Source organism: Oleiphilus sp. HI0067 (assembly GCF_001635735.1).
Genome location: NZ_LWFI01001609.1, coordinates 1 through 19,404 on the forward strand (window position 1 = coordinate 1; position 19,404 = coordinate 19,404).

Annotated in this window: 16 protein-coding genes and 2 pseudogenes; 6 read left to right on the plus strand and 12 right to left on the minus strand. The window is 44.7% G+C overall.

Going from position 1 to position 19,404, the window contains the following annotated elements; translation table 11 throughout:
* A pseudogene (locus tag A3739_RS30445) lies at positions 1 to 3,131 on the plus strand (hypothetical protein); the annotation flags it as partial.
* 393 nt (positions 3,132 to 3,524) lie between these two features.
* Here the strand turns inward: A3739_RS30445 and A3739_RS26055 are convergent.
* Entirely contained in the window at positions 3,525 to 4,124 is a 600-nt protein-coding gene (locus A3739_RS26055; protein WP_156502858.1) for a hypothetical protein, read from the minus strand.
* Positions 4,125 to 4,265: 141 nt separating this feature from the next.
* Here A3739_RS26055 and A3739_RS26060 point away from each other — a divergent pair, with 141 nt between their 5' ends.
* The gene (locus tag A3739_RS26060) at positions 4,266 to 4,817 is read left to right on the plus strand and encodes a DUF4136 domain-containing protein (protein ID WP_068474330.1); all 552 of its coding nucleotides are present in this window, start codon (positions 4,266 to 4,268) and stop codon (positions 4,815 to 4,817) included.
* Positions 4,818 to 4,947: 130 nt separating this feature from the next.
* Here A3739_RS26060 and A3739_RS30450 read toward each other — a convergent pair whose 3' ends face one another.
* The 4 genes and pseudogenes from A3739_RS30450 to A3739_RS31545 all read right to left on the minus strand — a co-directional run.
* Positions 4,948 to 5,631 (minus strand): HlyD family secretion protein, encoded by a 684-nt coding sequence (locus A3739_RS30450; protein ID WP_197472593.1) that lies wholly within the window; start codon positions 5,629 to 5,631, stop codon positions 4,948 to 4,950.
* A 45-nt stretch (positions 5,632 to 5,676) separates the two neighbouring features.
* Positions 5,677 to 6,018 (minus strand): biotin/lipoyl-binding protein, encoded by a 342-nt coding sequence (locus A3739_RS30455; RefSeq protein ID WP_197472594.1) that lies wholly within the window; start codon positions 6,016 to 6,018, stop codon positions 5,677 to 5,679.
* Positions 6,019 to 6,030: 12 nt separating this feature from the next.
* Positions 6,031 to 6,219, minus strand: a complete 189-nt coding sequence (locus tag A3739_RS28485; protein WP_369819824.1) for a hypothetical protein — start codon at positions 6,217 to 6,219, stop codon at positions 6,031 to 6,033.
* Positions 6,174 to 6,299, minus strand: a pseudogene (locus A3739_RS31545) (hypothetical protein); the annotation flags it as partial. The pseudogene A3739_RS31545 and the gene A3739_RS28485, both read right to left, overlap by 46 nt.
* A gap of 217 nt (positions 6,300 to 6,516) precedes the next feature.
* Between A3739_RS31545 and A3739_RS26070 the strand changes: the two are divergent.
* The 3 genes from A3739_RS26070 to A3739_RS26080 all read left to right on the plus strand — a co-directional run bounded on the left by A3739_RS26070 (position 6,517) and on the right by A3739_RS26080 (position 9,181).
* The gene (locus A3739_RS26070) at positions 6,517 to 6,993 is read left to right on the plus strand and encodes a hypothetical protein (protein WP_068474332.1); all 477 of its coding nucleotides are present in this window, start codon (positions 6,517 to 6,519) and stop codon (positions 6,991 to 6,993) included.
* Positions 6,994 to 7,241: 248 nt separating this feature from the next.
* Complete coding sequence (locus A3739_RS26075; protein ID WP_068474340.1) at positions 7,242 to 8,087, plus strand: helix-turn-helix transcriptional regulator; 846 nt, start codon at positions 7,242 to 7,244, stop codon at positions 8,085 to 8,087.
* Between the two features lie 26 nt (positions 8,088 to 8,113).
* Entirely contained in the window at positions 8,114 to 9,181 is a 1,068-nt protein-coding gene (locus A3739_RS26080) for a lipase secretion chaperone (RefSeq protein ID WP_068474342.1), read from the plus strand.
* Between the two features lie 204 nt (positions 9,182 to 9,385).
* On the opposite strand, the gene A3739_RS26085 is transcribed toward A3739_RS26080, so the two are convergent.
* The 7 genes from A3739_RS26085 to A3739_RS26115 all read right to left on the minus strand — a co-directional run bounded on the left by A3739_RS26085 (position 9,386) and on the right by A3739_RS26115 (position 18,883).
* Positions 9,386 to 10,483, minus strand: a complete 1,098-nt coding sequence (locus tag A3739_RS26085) for a triacylglycerol lipase (protein ID WP_082878624.1) — start codon at positions 10,481 to 10,483, stop codon at positions 9,386 to 9,388.
* Positions 10,484 to 10,690: 207 nt separating this feature from the next.
* Positions 10,691 to 12,088 carry an NAD(P)(+) transhydrogenase (Re/Si-specific) subunit beta gene (locus A3739_RS26090; protein WP_082878625.1) on the minus strand — a complete coding sequence of 466 codons (1,398 nt, stop codon included), beginning with the start codon at positions 12,086 to 12,088 and terminating at the stop codon, positions 10,691 to 10,693.
* 2 nt (positions 12,089 to 12,090) lie between these two features.
* A complete protein-coding gene (locus tag A3739_RS26095; protein WP_068474346.1) occupies positions 12,091 to 12,378 on the minus strand; it encodes an NAD(P) transhydrogenase subunit alpha in 288 nt (95 codons plus the stop codon).
* Positions 12,379 to 13,527 (minus strand): Re/Si-specific NAD(P)(+) transhydrogenase subunit alpha, encoded by a 1,149-nt coding sequence (locus A3739_RS26100; protein WP_068473597.1) that lies wholly within the window; start codon positions 13,525 to 13,527, stop codon positions 12,379 to 12,381.
* Positions 13,521 to 15,053 (minus strand): malate dehydrogenase (quinone), encoded by a 1,533-nt coding sequence (gene mqo, locus A3739_RS26105; RefSeq protein WP_255376191.1) that lies wholly within the window; start codon positions 15,051 to 15,053, stop codon positions 13,521 to 13,523. Before mqo ends, A3739_RS26100 begins: the two co-directional genes overlap by 7 nt.
* 363 nt (positions 15,054 to 15,416) lie before the next feature.
* On the minus strand, positions 15,417 to 17,777 hold the full coding sequence (locus A3739_RS26110; protein WP_068473600.1) for a methyl-accepting chemotaxis protein: 2,361 nt from the start codon (positions 17,775 to 17,777) through the stop codon (positions 15,417 to 15,419).
* 80 nt (positions 17,778 to 17,857) lie between these two features.
* Positions 17,858 to 18,883 carry an AraC family transcriptional regulator gene (locus A3739_RS26115; protein ID WP_068473602.1) on the minus strand — a complete coding sequence of 342 codons (1,026 nt, stop codon included), beginning with the start codon at positions 18,881 to 18,883 and terminating at the stop codon, positions 17,858 to 17,860.
* Positions 18,884 to 19,081: 198 nt separating this feature from the next.
* Between A3739_RS26115 and A3739_RS26120 the strand changes: the two genes are divergently transcribed.
* On the plus strand, positions 19,082 to 19,402 hold the full coding sequence (locus tag A3739_RS26120; RefSeq protein ID WP_068473605.1) for a 2Fe-2S iron-sulfur cluster-binding protein: 321 nt from the start codon (positions 19,082 to 19,084) through the stop codon (positions 19,400 to 19,402).
* The last annotated feature ends 2 nt before the right edge of the window (positions 19,403 to 19,404 follow it).

Sequence of the window (19,404 nt, forward strand, 5' to 3'; positions counted from 1 at the left end):
CAGTTACTGGTTACACCATCAGCGATGTGCCGTTAGATGCTACGTTATCTGCTGGCACTGACAATGGAGATGGTAGCTGGACGTTGACAGCCGCTGAGCTTGCCGGTCTCACGATCACGCCAGCAATAGGCCATCTAAGCGATATCGTTCTGCAGGTCACGATTCATAATGAAGATGTTGATCCCGATGATAGCAGCCAAGTCGATAGCAATAGTGCAACGACGTCAATGACTGTAACAATTAATCCGGTTATTGATGGCCCGAACCCGGTTGACCCAGTCGATCCGACTGATCCAATCGATCCAACGAACCCGAGCGCGGATGGCAATCCATTAACAGGAACGGTAAGCACGTTAGAGGATACTGAGGTCGATCTTGAACTGGGTCCATTAACCGCTGTTGATAGCACTGAAACGATCAGCAGTGTCACGATCGGTGGCGTGCCAACCGGAGCGATTTTGTCAGCGGGTACGAACAACGGTGATGGCACCTGGACAGTGGATCCTGCTGATCTTGACGGTTTGAGCCTTACGCCAGTCGAACATTCCAGCGATGACTTTACATTAACGACTGAAGTAACGTTCACACAGAGTGGTGCTAGTCAAGTTTATAATGGTTCGGTAGAGGTTACCGTCGAGGCGGTTGCCGATACGCCTATTGTGGCGGCGGCTTCTGACGGCGTTTCAAGTGGCGCTGCAACTGGACAAAATTTATTTACTAACGGAGATTTACAAGGTACGCCAGTTAATGGGTTCCTTGACGGAATGAATCTCTCTGGTTGGTCTACTGAATTTGGTTCACCAGATGTTAATGATGAAGATAATGCTGCAGGAGGTGCCGCTTCCGGTAGCTGGATCAACACACCTATAGTCTCTGGCAATGGAGGAACTTGGGTTGGTATGGGCATCATGGAAGATTTCAAAGAGGGTATCTCTCAAACCGTATCTCTAGCAGCAAATCAGGACTACATGATTAGTTTTGAACAGGCTAGTTTTGGGTTGCAGACGGGCCACCTCATGTTTGAAAACAATGCTTATATAAAAGTGAGTTATACAGGTCCAAATGGCGTAAATACTCTTATAGGTTCAAGTTCGGTTATTAGCGCGCCTGCATCTTGGGATATGCAAACTATGACCTTTACTGCGCCAGAATCTGGTAGTTATGAAATCATTTTTGAGATAGCCAATCCGGGTGCAGCTGAGTTGGCATATCTTGAAATAGATGGTGTGGAAATCACTGAGGTAGACGACGCCTCCATCGCTCTTGATATTACCTCTAGCCTGACGGATAACGATGGGTCTGAGTCAATTACTGGGTACACGATCAGTGGTGTGCCACTGGACGCAACGTTATCAGCAGGTACTGATAATGGTACAGGAGTATGGACGTTGACAGCAGAGGACGTTGCAGACCTCAGTATTACGCCAGCGGCGGATTACGAGGGTGATATTGATCTGCAAATAACGGTATACAACGAAGATGTTGACCCAGACGATAGCAGCCAAGTCGATAGCAATAGTGCGACGACAACCTTGACCATATCAGTGGAAGCTGATGAAGATGCTCTAGCACCAACGTTAAACTTTACCTTGGGTGATGAACAAATATCTGCAGTTGGCAGCATCGAGATCGATAATTTAAACCTTATTCATCAAGGTGTTATCCAGATGAATAGCAACGTTCAAGGCACTAATAATGCCGATTATGTGATAATCACGGGTACGCAAAACAACGCCGGCGGTGTGTCAACGTTTAATGGTAATGACTTGATTTATGTACAAGGTTGGGGGAATGCGCAGAACGTCTCTGTTGACGGCGGCGGTGGCTCCGGTGATACGTTGATGCTGAACATGTCCGCTGTCCAAAGTCTCGCTCCTAGTGGTACAACCTCGGGTTCTGTGACATTTGTTGGAGGCGGTAACCTAATCTATAACAACATAGAGACACTTGTTCAAGATACCTCTGACACTGTAACGATGACAAGGAGTTTGTCACTAATGGCGGATTTGGCTACCGATGATGGCAGTGAGAGCTTATCACCAGTGACCTTCTCAGGCTTTCCCAGTGGTGTCGAGTTGTTAGAAGGCAACACTACTTTGGCGGTGAGTGATGGCAGTGATTTTGACATCGCAGTCAGTGCAGGTGTTAGCCGCTCCATGACTATAGAGCATGCTGCCAATGTCAATGTTACGGTAAGCGCTAGCGTTAACGCGACTAATATCGCCTCTGGAGATACAGCGACAACTCAAGTTTCGCAAGTGATTGACGACATCCTCGTTGGTCTTGAGTATGAGACTAGCTCGGGTGCAAGAGGTGTCACCGACGCAGAGGGTATTATTAGCTTTGATCAGCGCGATACCATTCGGTTTAGCGTTGGCGCGGTAGTGATTGGTGAGTTAATAGCGGCAAATGTTCAAGGCAGAGCAATTTTTCTGACTGATTTCCAACCGGTTAACGGTGCTGTCGCAAGCAGTGATTACTTGACTAATATGGCGGTGTTCTTGCAGTCTATTGATAGCAACCAGCTGCCAGATGATGGGATCGTTATCGAGGCAGAGACTCGACAGGCGTTTGCCTTGAATGATGCTGATTTGGCCCTCCTATCGCTTAATGAGGTTAATGTGATGTTGGTCGAAAAGGGTTTCCAGCCGGTGGAGCCTGCCCAAGCATTGCAACATGTGTCTGAGAATCTGGCCGAATACAGTGCAGATAACACCGCAATCAATATGGTAGAACTAAGTTTAGATGCGCTAGGTTTGAATTATGCAACTGAAGATGCCGCTCTTAATCCGGGCCAGACTTTGCAAATCGAAGGTTTGCCAGAGGAGGCGATAGCCTCTGATGGTAAGTGGGTTGACGGCGTTTTGACTATAGAGCAGGCCCATGCAGAGCAGGTGGCGGATCTGAAAATTATCTTACCTGAGCAAGTGGTTGCGGAACTTGAGGTATCTGCGACCATTAAATTAAGCCAGCAGGACGAGACCGATTTGCAGCTCATCGATAGTGATATAGTAATGGTTGAGGAGGAGAATGCTATGGCGTTGATGGAGCCTGTCTGTGATTGTCAGCTTTATCCTGATAGTGATGAACAAATAATCATCAGCGCCAGTGAAGAGGTGCTTGTGGGCTAATTGTTACTCAGAGAGTGTCCCTGAAACACTCATCGATATACTAATTAAGGGGGGCACTCTTTTGTTGATCGTTTTTTATAAACAACTACTCGGCGCATGATTAGGTCTTTTTGTTCGAACATATTGACTGGTCTTTATTTGGCAAAAGCCTCTGATTTTTAAGTTTTTAGAGGAAGGTTTCGGTGTCAAAATTGACGTGTTTTGACTTAATTTGTCGGAACGCATACTTTGTAAGTTATTGATTTATCACTCTAAATGGCTGTATAAGCCCTCAGTTTCAGCGTTTGAATCCCTGGCTCACCGCCATTTTTCATTGAAGTCGAATGCCTCCATCTAAGTTGCTTAACTGATAAAACTCTTCGTTATTTGCGTTAATGCTTAGTTTTTAATTTCTCAGTTATCTGAAAATAAATACTTCATCAGTTTGTCTATCGTTTCATCGAATGATTGCTCCGTCCTCGATGAATATTCCTTGAGCATGATGAGGGCTTCTTTGGTTACTTGTTCTGTTGAGGGTAGTTCTATCCCGCATAGTTTATCGATTTCACTAACTGGCTCATCTAATGTTAATAGCGACTCAAGTGCGTCAAGTTCGTTCATTGTTTGACAGCCGGTTATTACGTCGGAGCTTGTCATAGCGACATTAGCTGCAATGCCGATGATTGGAACCGATGAAGGTACTAATGCTGCGGTGTTGGCGGTTATATTTTTCGCTATTCGGGTTTTAGCGCGCGAGCTGATTGCTCTGGCGTGTTTTGCATTGGCTTTGATTCGCGCTTGTTGCTTTTTAACCTTCGCGTTTTCTGTTTTAAGTTTCTTATTCTCTTGTTTTATCAATTTTGCTTGCGCTGATTTACTATCTCGCATCAGGTTAGATATCGGGATGTGGGTCATAGCACTCGCTAACAGGTCGTAAAACTTAGAACTGGTGATTGAGAGAATGTTCGTTGCTAACAGAGTGAATAGCGTCGCTGCGTAAATTGATTTTTTCATAAATGATTTTCGATCCATAAATCAAAATTGGTTTATACAGTGCAATTGCTGACTTTCATACTATATACATCGTACTGTTAAATTTATTGTTTCATGACGGATGTTCTCCGGAATTTAAGTCTTGGATAAATCGGAGAGTGTATGAATAAGTTAATCAGCTTAGGTATAGCGTGTTTGGTCGCAGCACTTAGCGGCTGCGCAGTGAATCAGGAGCTAGTGAAAGATATAAGTTTGGAAACCGAGAAGCATCCAAGAGCAAATCTGGCGGGCTACAAAACTTACAGTTGGATAGGGTCGACCGCTTTAATGATTGATCCTGGACACAAAATTCATTCTCGGGGATTTAATGGAGGTCTAGAGTTTGAATACCTAGTGAATAAAAAAATGCGAGAGCTTGGCTTTTCGCAATTAGCGCAATCACGTGAGCTTGGGATTGCGTATACTGTTGGCGTTGTGACCGATATTCCTGAAATTCCTAACGAGACAATGAAGCAGCTTAAATTACTCGGTGACAAGCCTGCGATTGGCCTTCGTATCGTTGCGGTTGATATGGCGACACAAACCCCAGTATGGGCTGGTGGAGTAGTCGGGAATCTTATGCAGGAACGATCGGATGAAGAGGCTCAGAAGCGATTGGAATACGTCGTTGATGGTTTGTTCAGTGACTTTATACAGCCTGCTTCAGAGTATTAACGGTTGTCGAGAAGTAAAGGGCTTCAATCGCTTTATCGTATTGAAGCCCCGGTATTTATTTAATCGGATATACGTATTTCAGCCAGCCCAGCATTCAGAGCAAAATCCTTCGAATGGCTGATACGTGCATTTAGTAATCTTCATAATTTAGGGCGACGGCCTGTCCTTGAATGCCAAGAGGCAGGTTATAGTCATTAAGATCTTCTTCAAATTCTATAATTCCGATAGCAAAACCAGGTTGCGCTATTCTGTTTGTCGCTATGAGTGCGCCTCCTGCTTGGAATTCACCTTCTGCCATCGCTGGTTGTAAATCCACAAGCTTGCCTTCAAATACATGACCAGACACTGCATCTAATATTACTTCAGCCTCTAAGCCAACTTTCATGCGTAGGAGTGAGTTTTGCCAAAATCTGGCAGCGATACGTCTTTTTTCTGTAGGTATGAAAGACATTGCTGGGCGCAAGGGTAGTGCTGCTGCAAATGTGCCCCGGCGAATGCCTACTTGTACTGGAGTGCCATCTGACGGTGCTCTAATGATTGTACGGTCCAAGTCAAGTTGTGCACGGTTTCTAGCTTCAATGAGCTGTGCAACAATTGTATTCTCGCCGGCTATTATCGACTCTGCAATCAGTTCTTGGCGCTTCTCATCAGCTTGCGCTGGGTGATATGCCGCTTTTGCTTCTTCAAATAATTTCTTTCGGTTATCGACTTGTTGTGAAAAAGGGGATGCGGAGCCTGTCGATTCGTGGCCTGTTTTGAAGCGCAAGTAGGTAGTTTGTGCTCGCTCAAAATTTGCCTTTGCCTTCTGTGTCACGGCTTTAGCACTTTCTAGCGCTGCGTCTTTTTGCGAGACACTACTTTAAGCGTCGGCTAAAGCTGCCTCGGCTTTTTTAAGGGCAATTTGTTGAGCGCTGTTTTCAATTGTGTACAGGATGTTGCCTTGTTTAACGGCAACATTTGGGGTGATGTTGACGGTTTCGACAATTCCAGAGACTTGGGGAACGATAGGGACCGTGACAAATGCTTCTTTAGCGTACTTCGCGTACGGGTGATTGTAATTCATGACCATCATCAGAGTCGCGACAATTGCAATACCACCTAACACCGCTGTTGGAACGGTCCACTTATTCATTGGGATTTTGAAAATCTTGGATATAGCGATGCAGATTGCTGTATAGGTCATAATAATTAGGATATCCATTAATGATCTCCTTTATCTGACGAAGTGAGCGACGAAATTGTTTTCTTTAACTCCGATATTTCGTCTTCTGAGTTCGGTATTCGATGGTTGTTTGATTTGATCCCCCATCCGGTTTCTTCGTTGTATAGCGTTGCCCAAATCCACAAAAAAAGGCCAGATGACATGCAGTGTGAATAAGCTGCCCCAGCCTGATACATGAATGGCATCTTGGTGGGGTGGTTCCGATGGTAGGCAATCTCGTCTGGAATATCGTGAATGATGATCACGCCATAACAGCACACCAGAATAACGAAAAAAAAGAAACAAAGTGAATTAATCAAGCATGATTTTTCTCACTTTTTATAGCTAAAATACTTTTAAAGTAGCACAGTATGTTTTGTAATTCTCGTCCGTTGAATTGTTTGGGCGTGCTTTATGGTTAGAAGGTTTGCTGCCGATTGATCTACTCTGGTAGCGTATAGGCACAAAACACCACAATAAAAAGGATTGGTGCAGAGTATGAAATTTCAATGTAAGGCGGCGGATATCTCGTTTTTAGAATCTGCGCCAATCAAGCTGTCTTATTCTATTCGCATTAGCTCAGACGCAAAGAGCGTTTATGACGCGCTAATTAATCCGAATACCTGGCCTCATTGGTTTCCTGGGATGACGAGTGCAACTGCGTTATTGGAGGAGGCAGGATGCTTATCTCGGATTGTAACCCTGAATTATTTTATTCTGTTTAGGGAAGAGTTTTTGATTACTCAGCCTAATCAAAAGGTGGCATATCGTGTCTCAGCTGTTTCTATTCCATATGCAGATGAATTAGTGGAAGAGTTTTCAATTCAGCAAATGGAGAAAGAGGTTGAAGTAAAATATCGTATCGGTCTCCGTGTCCACCGTTCTTTATCTTTGCTCAGTGGTTTAGTTGAGAGAATAGGTGCTCGTTCTTATCAAGCTGCTTTGAACAACCTGAAAACGTTCATAGAAAAATAATAAAATTAATGGGTGCCGCTGTCGCAACTGGTTAGGTAGAAGAGGGCGGTAAGTTATTTGTTTTCAAGATGCTTGTATGAACTCACGGTTTGTTTCTTGGATTTTTAATTGCTTAATCCTGCGCACATTTTGAACACGTCTTCCTGAGATTATTTCTAAGATATGACAGTATTAGAGTATTAGCTCTATATTGGTCGGTGCTGTTTGCAATCCTATAAAAATAAGCAAAATGAAGGAAGAACTTTGGCATGGAATCGACGAGCGCAAGTCCGCTACTTTATTTGTGGGAACAACGTACTCTCCTTATCGGTCGACTTACTGATCCGCTAGATATCTCTACTGGCGCTGCAACACTGATGTTTGGTTTGCATAAACCCATTCGGTTTATTACCAGTGAGATGACTCAGCCAATCGAGTGCAGAACTTTGCTTCTTCCAGCGGGTATGCCAGTCATTATCGATACGCAGGGTGAGCTTTTTGCAAATTGCACTTTAGATCCATTGGGAAAAGACTATCGATTACTTTCTAGTTTGATGAATGCTAACGAAGGTACCGCGTTTTATGATGCTGAGAGCGAAGATATTTATATCAATTGTTTTCTAGAGTTGAGTTCCGCGCCCTTTGATTCTCAGGAAATTCTTCATTCCCTATCGCTCATTCTGCGAACCAACGAAATTATTGGTGTTGAGCATAATTATTGGCTTGATAAACGAATTAAGAGTGTTATCGAACATATTCAGTCAACTATAAGTGAAAACCTATCCCTTTCTGATCTCGCTAATGTTGCAAACTTATCTCAATCGAGGTTGATGGAACTTTTTAAAAAGCAGACGGGCATACCCATTAGGCGCTATAGACTTTGGTGCCGTTTGTATAAGACTACGGAAAATGTGGGGGCAGGGATGACATTGACCGATGCTGCGGCTGAAGCAGGCTTTACTGATTCTTCTCACTTCAACAAAAGTTTTCGGTCGATGTTAGGAATGAATCCGTCGCAGATTTTTGGTCAAACAAAGCAGCTTCACGTTATATTGCCTGAACAAGAACGAAGTGCTTCGCCCAAATTCGAATTAAACGAAACACTAATTGATTAATTTGAGTCGCTAAAGGTCATTTGGATATGAAAAAAAGGCTAGCGATGAGTGCTGGTTTGGCGAGTGTAGGAGTGCTACTTGGTGCGACATTCCTTATGTCAGACAAGCAGTCTTCGGATCTTGGATCTCAGCTTGAAGATACGCCAAACTCTAATGCGTATCTCGCTGAGAAGCGCAAGAATATTCAAACTCCTTTGAATGAATCTACAGAAATCCATGAAATTTATCCGAATGAGCAGGGCGACACATATTCGTCAGCTTACGGACCTTTAGCAAATTCCTTACGTGGCACAAGCATACCCGGTTATTTTGCGCTGACGGATGACGGAGACTTAGTCGTCACCCCTTCTTTAAAATCTATGATCGATTACTTTTTAGCAGCGTTTGGTGAAGAGCCAATCGAAACTATTATCGGGCGCATCGAAGAGTATTTTACTAGACACCTCGAAGAGCCAGCACGCTCTCAGGCGATTGGTGTTTTGGCTGAGTATATTTTGTATAAAGAGGCTCTAATTGATTTAGAGGGGATTGTCGCTGGCAACAATCTTGTTGCCCCGTCTGGACATGACTACTTAACCCTATTTGAATACCGTCGTGATGCACGAATGAATAGCTTAAGCGCAGATGTTTACGAGGCGTTTTTTGCTGAAGAAGATGCGCTAGACGCATACACTGCCGCGGTATTACAGCGTAAACGAGATGCGAGAGAGGATAGCGTTCGGTCAGGAAGTTTGGTTGATCTTGAAGGCCTCTTGCCCGAGCAAGAACAGAATCTAAAGCAGCTCGATCGTGACAGGAAAAGAATACAAGCTGCTAAGGAAGCCGGAGCTACAGCACAAGAGCTTCATGAACTGCGTCGTAGAGTATATGACGAGAAAACTGTTCAACGATTTGCTGAAGCAGATCAAAAGCAATCTGCTTGGGATGCACGTTTTGCTGAGTATCGGCAAAAAAGGGAATTAGTATTGAATACCAATGGTTTGTCAGATTCTGATAAGCAATTAGAAATTCAGGCCTTGCAAGCATCTATGTTTGATGTGAATGAGCGCAAGCGCTTAGCGACCTTAGATAAAATGGCCGATAGAGAAATCTGAGCCGTTTATTCTTGTTTAATTTTCTTAGGCATTCCAGCCAAATAGTTGCACATTAATCTGATCTCGTCCGCCTTCAACCCCAGTTTTATCTTATATTAAGACTATAAAAAAGCCGCTTCTGGTCACCCATTAGCGGTTTTCTAATTTAAGAGAGGTCAGGTATTTCGATAGAAAAACTGACCTCAATTAGTACAGCAATTGCTATTACAAACCCATGTCTCGGAAACGATCAGCGTGGTTTTTGTATAGCGTCTTAGGATCAGTCTCTAAAAGATTACTCAGACCAAATAGCATATTCGTAGCATCTAAATGGTTCATCCAGCAATCGTCACGAATGTTCTCACCCCAACGTTGCGAGCATTTAGCAACTAAGCCATCTGTCTGTTCGCCATTGTAGTAACCCAATGCGTCAGTAAGCACGAATAAAGCATCACTTATGTCTGCGATATTTGTGGTTGTGCCAATACTTCCCCATGAGTAGTAATGAATGCCGTTAACAAGGTTGGCGCCGTTACCACAATAAGTTGTTGGCTCTCCGTCAGGAAACTCTTCTGTGAAAGCTAATGCGCCTTCAGAAGACATAAACTTAACGGTTTCTAGCGCGTCACTGGCATATTCAGGATTACCTGCGAGTGCGTCGAGTACGTCTCCGGTTAAGTTCAACAAATCTGCCGCTATGCCTTCAAGCGGTCCACCAATAATGTTGTCGACACCCCAATCCGCAAACCCAGAGCCATAGTTGATGCCGTTTACTGATGTCACAGATGACACAATATCAGGGCTGACTGCTGCAACATAGCGTGATGTTGGTGAGCCTAAGCTGTGACCGATCAAGTGTACTTTTGATGCGCCTGTTTCTGGCAATACCGTATTATTGATGTAGCCTAATAGCTGCTCACCACGTTCTTGTGCGGTATCCCATGCGGTTACATTTGGCGTATATACAACTGCGTTTCCTGAGCGCAAAACTGCTGGAATATTCTGGAAATACTCGACAACTCCGATAATTTTGTCGAATTCAGACACGCCGTGAACTAACACAATCGGATACTGCGTGTTGTAGCGATTGTCGTAGTTAATGGCATTCACATTAGCTTTTTCGATAAGGTAGCCCGCGTACTCAATGTCGTACGCGACATGACATACGGGTTGATACCATTTACAGGTGTTAACTGGTGCTGTTGGTAAATCGATAGGCGCAACATAACCGCTGTGCGCATCTCCAAACGCCATAGAGCTAATACCTAAAGAACCCGCGACTGCGAGCAATGATCGTTTAGCTGTTATTTTTAAGTTGAACATGATCTCTCCTTTTATTGTTGTATGAAAATTATTCAACCCGGCCAATGTAAGGAAAAACATGGAGACAAAATTGTATGAAATGACGGAATGTTTGTGATTAGTTTGAAGGTGGCCTGATATGACGAAAAAGCTGCGGTGCGTAAATAAAAAAACCGCACTTCAGAAGCTCCGAAGTGCGGTTTTGGACTTTCTATAACTAAGCTTTGTTTAGAGCTCTTTGATCGCTGAGGTCGTTGCTTGAAGGACTTCTTTTGCGTCGCCTTTTACCATCAAGCTATTGTCACGAATGAATAGGCTGTTTGGTATGCCGGCAAAGCCCGGAGACAAGCTTCGCTTAACGTTAACGACGGTCTTCGCTTTATGCACATCGAGAATAGGCATTCCGAAGATAGGCGAATTTGGATCCTCAGCTGCAGCTGGGTTAACAACATCATTTGCGCCAAGTACGATTGCCACATCAGCCTGAGGAAGCTCAGGATTGATGGTATCCATGTCTTTTAGTTGATCATATGGTATCTCAGCTTCTGCCAACAATACGTTCATGTGGCCAGGCATACGTCCAGCAACAGGGTGTATTGCATAGCTGACTTTAGCTCCACGTGCTTCAAGCTGGTTAGCAAGCTCTTTCACTGCGTGTTGCGCTTGGGCAACCGCAAGTCCATAGCCTGGAACCATCACAACGCTGCGCGCACCGTCTAAGAGTAGTGCAAGGTCATCTGGCGTTGCGTATTTCACTTTGCCGTCATAAAACTCGCTGTCGTTTGACTTCGACTGCGTATCAGCCTGCGGCCCAAATGCACCACCAAAGAGAACGTTTGGTAGTGAACGGTTCATGGCTTTACACATTACTGCAGTCAGGATAAGACCAGACGCGCCAACTAGAGAACCAGTGATGATCAAGCCTTGGTTTTCCAACACGAAACCGGTCGCTGCGCCAGCAAGACCTGAGTAGGCGTTAAGTAGCGCAACAACAACTGGCATATCGGCACCACCAATTGGTTGTACTAGACCGACACCTAGAAACAAGCAGAGGCCGACAATAGCGAGTAGTACAAGGCTAGACAGTTGGCCTTCACCAAACATCATGCTTGCGCATGCAAGAATACCCACGAGGCTCGCTACTGTAATAAGCTGCCATTGTCTTGCGCGCTTACTGTCACCGATAGTTCCTTTTAGCTTAAGAACGGCGACCACTGATCCTGATAGCGTTATTGCACCGATGACGATCGAAGCAAGGATGGCTGCTGACCATACGCCGGTTACCACTGAATTTGCTGCGATTGCAGTTAACCATGTGCTACCAGCAACTGCTAGAGATGCCCCGCCGCCAACGCCGTTAAGGCTTGCTACAAGCTCTGGCATAGACGTCATTGCTGTGCGTTTTGCCAGCAATGCACCAATTGAACCGCCGAGTAAAATACCAGCAATGATCGTAGTGAAACCAATGATGTCGTGGTGAAGAAGTGCTGCGGTTACTGCGATCAACATGCCGATAGCTGAAAGCTGATTTCCGCGTACAGCCGTTTTAGGTTTGGTCATGCCTTTTATGCCGAGGATAAAAAACACAGCCGCTGTTAAGTAAGAAAGATTGACTAAAGCAAACATCATTAGCCCTTTTGCTTAAACATGTTGAGCATACGATCTGTCACCATGAAGCCTGCAACGATGTTGATGCTTGCGAGAGTAACAGCAATAAAACCAAGAACACTTGCAACAGTGGGAGACAAGTGATTTGTACCAGCACTAACAATTGCACCGACGATAACGATGCCAGAGATCGCGTTGGTGCCGCTCATCAGAGGTGTGTGCAAGGTTGGCGGTACTTTGTTTATCAACTCGACGCCAACGAATAAGGCCAAGATGAATATGGTGAAGCTAAGAACGAGCATTTCCATTTATGCATTCTCCTCTTGGTTTGATTCAGCAGGTTCAAAATAAATACTAGTGCCACGAGTCACCTGAGTTGCCGTGACAATTTCATCTTCTTGATTAGGAACAAGGCGACCACCTTCGGTCATGTTCTTAATGAAGTTGATAATGTTTCGATTCAATAGCTGCGATGCATGCACAGGCACACGTGAAGGGTGGTTTACGTGTCCGACTAAGGTAATGCCGTCTAACTCGATTTTTTCGTTCAAGACTGTGCCCTCTGCATTACCGCCTCGCGCTGCCGCAAGGTCAACAATGACGGAGCCGCGCTTCATGCGCTGCATCATTTGTCGCGTGATGAGCTTAGGTGCTGGTTTTCCAGGTACCGCTGCAGTTGTGATGACAAGGTCCGCTCGAGCAACACAATCACCTAGCTGCGAACGTTGAGCTTCGTAGAACGCTTCGGTTTTTGCTGTGGCATATCCATTGCTATCGGAGCTTTTCTCTGAGTCTGATTCTTCAACTTTGATCTCAATAAACTCAGCGCCAAGACTTTCGACTTGTTCTTTCACTTCTGGGCGTAAGTCGTATGCTTCAACGACAGCACCTAAACGACGTGCCGTTGCGATTGCCATCAAGCCAGCAACACCTGCACCGATCACTAAAACACGTGCAGGGTGAATGGTGCCCGCAGCCGTCATTAGCATCGGGAAGTAACGAGGCAAAGACATCGCGCCGCGCAATACTGAGCGATAACCACTGATGCCAGCCATTGCGCTCAATACGTCCATAGATTGAGCACGCGTTGAACGTGGCACAAGGTCAAGGGCGAACGAGTCGATAGAGCGTGCTGCAAGATTTTGAATTAGTGGAACGTTATCCCACGGCTCCATAATGCTGATCAATGTCGACTCAGGACGAAGAAGCTTTGCTTCTTCTTCTGTAGGTGCGAGAACCTTCACGACAATATTTGCTTGTCGATACAGTGACTCTGCATCATCAGCGATAATTGCACCGCTATTGCGGTACTCTTCATCGGTAAAGTGTGCGCCGTCGCCAGCACCTTGTTCAACGATAACTTCGTAACCGGCCTCAAGCAGTTCTGGCACGCCAGCAGGAATAATCGCAACGCGATTTTCTTGTGCTTGAGATTCTTTCGGAATTCCGATCAACATAAGGTTGACTCCATATGAGGGTTTGATTCTAAAAAGCTTGGCACTGTGCTTACTGAATCTGATAAGCCCAGTGTTGAATGTGTAAATGCTCTAACATTTGCTAAGAGTTGAGCATCGTTTTTCAATGAGTGTCCGTAACTTGGAATTAGCGATTGAAGCGTGACTAAGTGACTGCCTTGAGTCAGTTCAGGCATACAACGTTCAATGACATCAAGCATTGCTGATACACAGGTCGACGCACCTGGGGAGGCACCCATAAGTGCCGCCAAAGAGCGATCTTTGGTTGCTAATACTTCTGTTCCAAATTCCAAAGAGCCTTTTCCTCGTGCTCCTGTTTTAATGATTTGCACGCGCTGACCAGCACGGCGTAACTGCCATTCGCTATGATCAGCGTGTGGTAAGAACCCATTTAAGTGAGTAAGTCTTGCGTCACGTGAACTGAGTGCTTCTTTTACTAAGTACTGCGTAAGAGACCAGTTGTTACGAGCAACGTGTAAAAGGTTGGCAATATTGTCTAAACGCACGCTACGAATAAGATCTAGGATGTTGCCTTGTTTTAAAAATTTCGTCGTAAAGCCTGCAAATGGTCCGAACAGTAGTGCAGGCTTACCATCAATGTAACGTGTATCTAAATGAGGGACAGACATAGGTGGTGCACCTACCTCAGCTTGGCTATACACCTTCGCGTTGTGAGACAACGCAAGCTCTTCGTTTTGGCATGCTAACCAAATACCTGAGACTGGGAAGCCTCCATAACCTTTAGCTTCCTTGACGCCAGATTTTTGCAGTAAAGATAAGCTAGCGCCGCCAGCACCAATGAATACAAAACCTGAATTAAATACCGTACGTTCACCAGACTTTACGTTCTGAACTGTGACATGCCAGCGATCACCTTGTTTATCTAGGTTTACGACGCGGGAACTTACCCTTACATCGACATTTTCTAGCGAGGATAAGTGTACCGCCGACATACGCGTAAGCGCGCCGAAGTTAACATCAGAGCCGTGCTGGACTCGCGTCGCGGCCATCGATTCGTTGCTTGAGCGACCAGCAGTAATCAGCGGCAGCCATTGATTTAGCTCAGAAGGATCATTGGAATATTCCATTCCGTCGAATAACGCGTTCTTTGATAATGAACGATGGCGTTCAGCAAGAAATCTGGAGGCTTGCTCGCCTTTGACCCAGCTCAAATGTGGTACTTGCTTTATGAAGTCTTCGGAGCGAGCGAAAACACCTTTTTGGGTCAGTGAACTCCAAAATTGTAGAGAGTTTTCAAATTGCTCATTAATAGCGAGTGCTCGATCAGGAGATACGCTTCCATCGTTACTTTGCGGTGTATAATTGAGTTCGCAATATCCAGCATGCCCAGTCCCTGCATTGTTCCATGCATCTGAACTTTCGTTACCGAATCGTTCCGCTTGTTCGATAAGTGTCATAGAGCGAGTGTTGTCTAGCTCCGAGACTAATGTTGCGAGCGTTGCACTCATGATGCCGCCGCCTATCATTAATATGTCTGTTTGAATCACGATGTATGCCTCTACTACAAGGTATGGTTGCGCGCATCGTAATGGCGGTTTTAGAGATGAACTATTCGATAAAACCTGACCAAGCGATCGAGATCATCGAATTAATTGGATTGACTGTGTGACGTAGTTCCGAGTTTTTGGTTAAGTTGCTGATTTATATGAAATTTTATTTCTTATATAGGGAAAATTATTCTCTTTATAAGAAAAGCCGATGTTATCATTATGGCTATCACTTTTTCTTATGGTTTGTATAAATGCCTTATGTGGTGGGGTTTTTCAGGTGGTCTCAAACTCGTTTTCGACGATAAAACAAGAGAGGTAGCGTTTTAGTTTTGCAAGAAATTACAATGAGGGTAGTTATTATTACTTCGAAATTTCTTGTGCTTCAGAGTGGTTATTCGATTCGTTAGAGAATTGGCCAACAAGTTCATGCAGTTGAGATGCTAATGACGCAATGTCGTTCCCAATCTCTTGGATTTGATGGGATGCCGTCGTTGACTCAGAGGTAATTTGCGCTGTTTGGTCGACATTCTCTTTGATGTCGTTGGCTAAGTTTGTATTGATGTTGGTATTGTATTTGATTTCTCGGTTAATTCCGGCGATGTAATCACTCGATTCTACAACTTGATCAAGTGATTTGCCGGCGAGTTGGGATGACTCAGTGCTGCGTTCGCTGCTTTCTTTACTAGCACGCATGACGGCAACTGCGTTCTCTGTTCCGACTTTTAGATTGTTAACCGTCGTCGTAATGGCTGCTGTTTCATGTTGAATTTTGTGGGACAGACTGCGGACTTCGTCTGCGACCACAGCGAACCCTCTGCCATTTTCGCCGGCTCGAGCAGCCTCAATTGCTGCGTTAAGTGCGAGTAGATTGGTCTGCTCGGAGATCGAATCAATCACCGCGAGTAGGCTTGCTACCTCATTTGTGTCGTTTTCTACACCTGCGAGAGCTTCTGCTGCGTTTGTAATCTCTTGCTCGACATCTTGAATTGATTCGACCGCCCGCTGCGTCGCTGCTTTGCCTTTTTCAGAATTAGACTTGGCCTCGTTGGCAGCATCTGACGCTAGATTTGCGCGTTCGGCGTTACTAGTAATACTATCCAGAATTTGGCTGATCGCAGCCTGAATATTCTCAATCTGTTGACGTTGTTGTATGGCTTGTTGGTTTCCTGTTCGCGATAAGTCAGTCAATTGATTTGCTTGGCTGCTTAGGGATCGAGATGTTTCTTCAGTGCGTTCAACAAGTGTTGCAAGCTTTTCAACGAAAACATTAAAGCTTTTAGCAAAACCGGATATTTCATTGTCGCCGTCTTCATTCAGACGACTAGATAAGGTCGCATCGCCATGCGCAATGTCATGCATTTTATCGCCCATATTTTCTAATGGCTTGAATAATAAATTAGCGCTAAACCAAATAAGTATGGCGGCAAGCGCTGCGACAATGATGGTAAGTAACAAAAGGCTTACGCTTAAGTCCTGTGCAAGCGCAGATGCTGCTGAGAAGGCTTCGTTTTTATCAATTTCGCTAATGATGGCCCAATTGAAACCCTCAACATTGATTGGAGCATAGGCAGACAACACTTCTCGACCATCTTGTTGAGTGATGCTAGCAAAGCCCGATTTGCCCGAAAGAGCATTCTGTGTCGCAGTAGTGTCAATAGTGTGTAAGCCGATTCCGGAACCGAGAGATTTAATCTGATCAATCGTGTCGCTATCTATGCTGCTTGCTTGGAGGCGCTCGAAGTAGCGCTCAGGGTTTTCGTCGTTGAGACGCATTGTATTGCGTAGCTTTGAGTCAGAACCTACTAGATAGGCTTCGCCGGTTTCACCAAACCCTACTTCTTTCCATGCATGACCATTTGTCATGATTTGGTCGATTTTGTCGATAGGGAATTGAACAGCGATAACGCCACGTACGCGTTTGAACTTAACGATAGGCGTGGCAATGAACGCGGCTTGCGCTTCGAATAAGGGGGTATAAGCGCTAAAGTCCTCGAATACTAATTGACCTTGTTCGGCATTCAGCGCACCGTTGAACGCACGTCCTAATCCTGAGCTCGCGAACGGCCCATTTATGATATTCGTGCCTAGCTCAAAGCCTTTTTTTAATGAGTAGTTTATTCGGCCGTCTGGGCCAATGAGGTAGACGTCACCAAAACCTAGCTTTGTAGAATATTCTAGAAATGTATTGTGATAGCCACTGTGTGCGCCACTATACGAGGAGAACTCGTTGCTAGGGCTCTCCATTTTTTGCTTCTCACCGATAGGGTTAGGGTTCGCGGTGATGTAATGGTATTGCAGTATCCATTGGTTTTTAGTGAAGTCTTTGAAATAGGTGTCTGCATCAATCGGTGACTGGCCTACACGTTCAGTATATGGGGTGAAAAAGTGTTCAGTGAAATAATCTCGTACTTCAGACTTTTCAGCGTCTGAAATACCACTAGATTGCTCAAAGAATGGAAAGGTCGAATCAAAATGAAAGCTAGCAGCACTTGCACTTTGGTCTTTCGACATAAGCTCAAACTGCTGAGTGAGTCCCCTTAAGTAATCTTCAATATGTGACTTTTTAAGCATCAGCGTCGACTCAAGCCGGCTTTCGGTTAATTCTTGAATGACTTGATTTGATTTGCTGATTGCTAAATAGATAGAAATGAAGCCAACTAAAATTAAGCTCGCAACTAATAGTGCAAGTGTCCCACTGATTTGTTTGGTTTTTATCTTCATATCCGTATTGCTAGCGACTAGGTTTTCTCGCCATGCTCCCAAGAGATTGTCTGGTGTAGGTTAGTCGATAAGTGCAGGATTTAAAGTGCGATTCTTTGAGCTGCTTTCCTATATTGATCAGGTGTTTGATTATTCCAGCGTTTAAAAGCTCGGCGAAAATTTGAGCTGTCGTGATAGTTCAAAAGGGTAGCGATAGCCTCTACAGACATTCTGGAATTGCGTAAATAGTCTTGTGCCTGTTGACATAAAATATCGTCACGTATCTTTCTGAAGCCCGAATCTTCTCGCTCTAGATAACGGGCCAATGTTCGCTTACTAACGAACATAGCGGCTGCGGCATCGTCTTCTGATAAGGTTCCTGGAGGGTGTGAAAGCATTAATTTTTGAAGTTTGTATGTGTAAGAGCGCTCATCAGAATTGATGGTAGAGAGCATCTGTTCGCACTGCTTGAAAGCAAGTTGATAGTTTTCATGATTCGCAGAAACGTTATGCTCTCTGCAAGCTTCAATTGGGATTTTTACGATGGTATGAGTTTGAGAAAATAGTATTTCTCCTGGAATGCAATCGCTATAGCGTGCGTTGTAGTTTGGTTTCGGATGAATGAAGCTTGTAATCGCTGAATTCAGCGGGTGCCCCAGCAAGTGTTCTGCGCAATCAAAAAATGTAATGGCAGACGCCTCGGTAATGCATCTTAAAATTTCTGGCTTGAGATCTAGTTCGACGTGATAGTAAACGGATAACCAGTCGCCTTCAGCGCGAAGATCTAAGCTCACAAAACTCATTCTTGTTGGGGAGAACGTTTGAAACCCTTGTAGGGCAGTCATCAAGTTTGGACTGCTATTTACAAGAAAACCCATCGCTCCATGGGCTGCTGGGGTCAGCATTTTTCCAATCGCTAATCCGAAGGCTTCGTCTCCAGAAATTGAAAATGCATTTTCAAGCAAAGTGATTTGTTGGTCTGCCGTGATAAGCGTACTTTCATCTAAAAACTCATCGACGCTTAAGTTGGTGTGCGCCAGTAATTTAGGGAGGTCTTGAACCAAGAGTCCTAATGCACGGGCTATCAGTCTTGAATAGTTCGAGGGGATGGTTGCGGCTTCGTTCATCGTTATCGCGATCTCATGTCACTGTGGTGGTGGATAATGCCAATAGTGGTCGTCTTTCTTATAGTGTCTTTAAATGACCCTGTGATGTCAATAAATGACTCTCGAATGGCAATAAATGACCTCCCTTGTATGTGTTTGACACTCTAATCTTTGCCTAACTTAATCAGAATCGCACGTGAAAATAATAAGAGGTAAAGCATGAGCACGATAACCCTGATCGAACACGATGGGACAGAGCATTCTCTAAGTTATGAGAATGGGCAGTCTGTAATGGAAGTGGCGACCGAAAATATGGTGCCGGGTATTGATGCGGATTGTGGTGGGGAATGCGCGTGCGGCACGTGCCACGTGTTTATAGACCCACTATGGCGTGATCAATTGGGTGAAATCAATTTAGAAGAAGCTCAAATGCTAGATATGGCGCCAGAGAAACGAGAAGAATCACGACTTGCATGTCAGGTTCGACTTAGCGCTGATGACAACGGGATGGTCGTCAAACTTCCTGAATTCCAGATGTAATG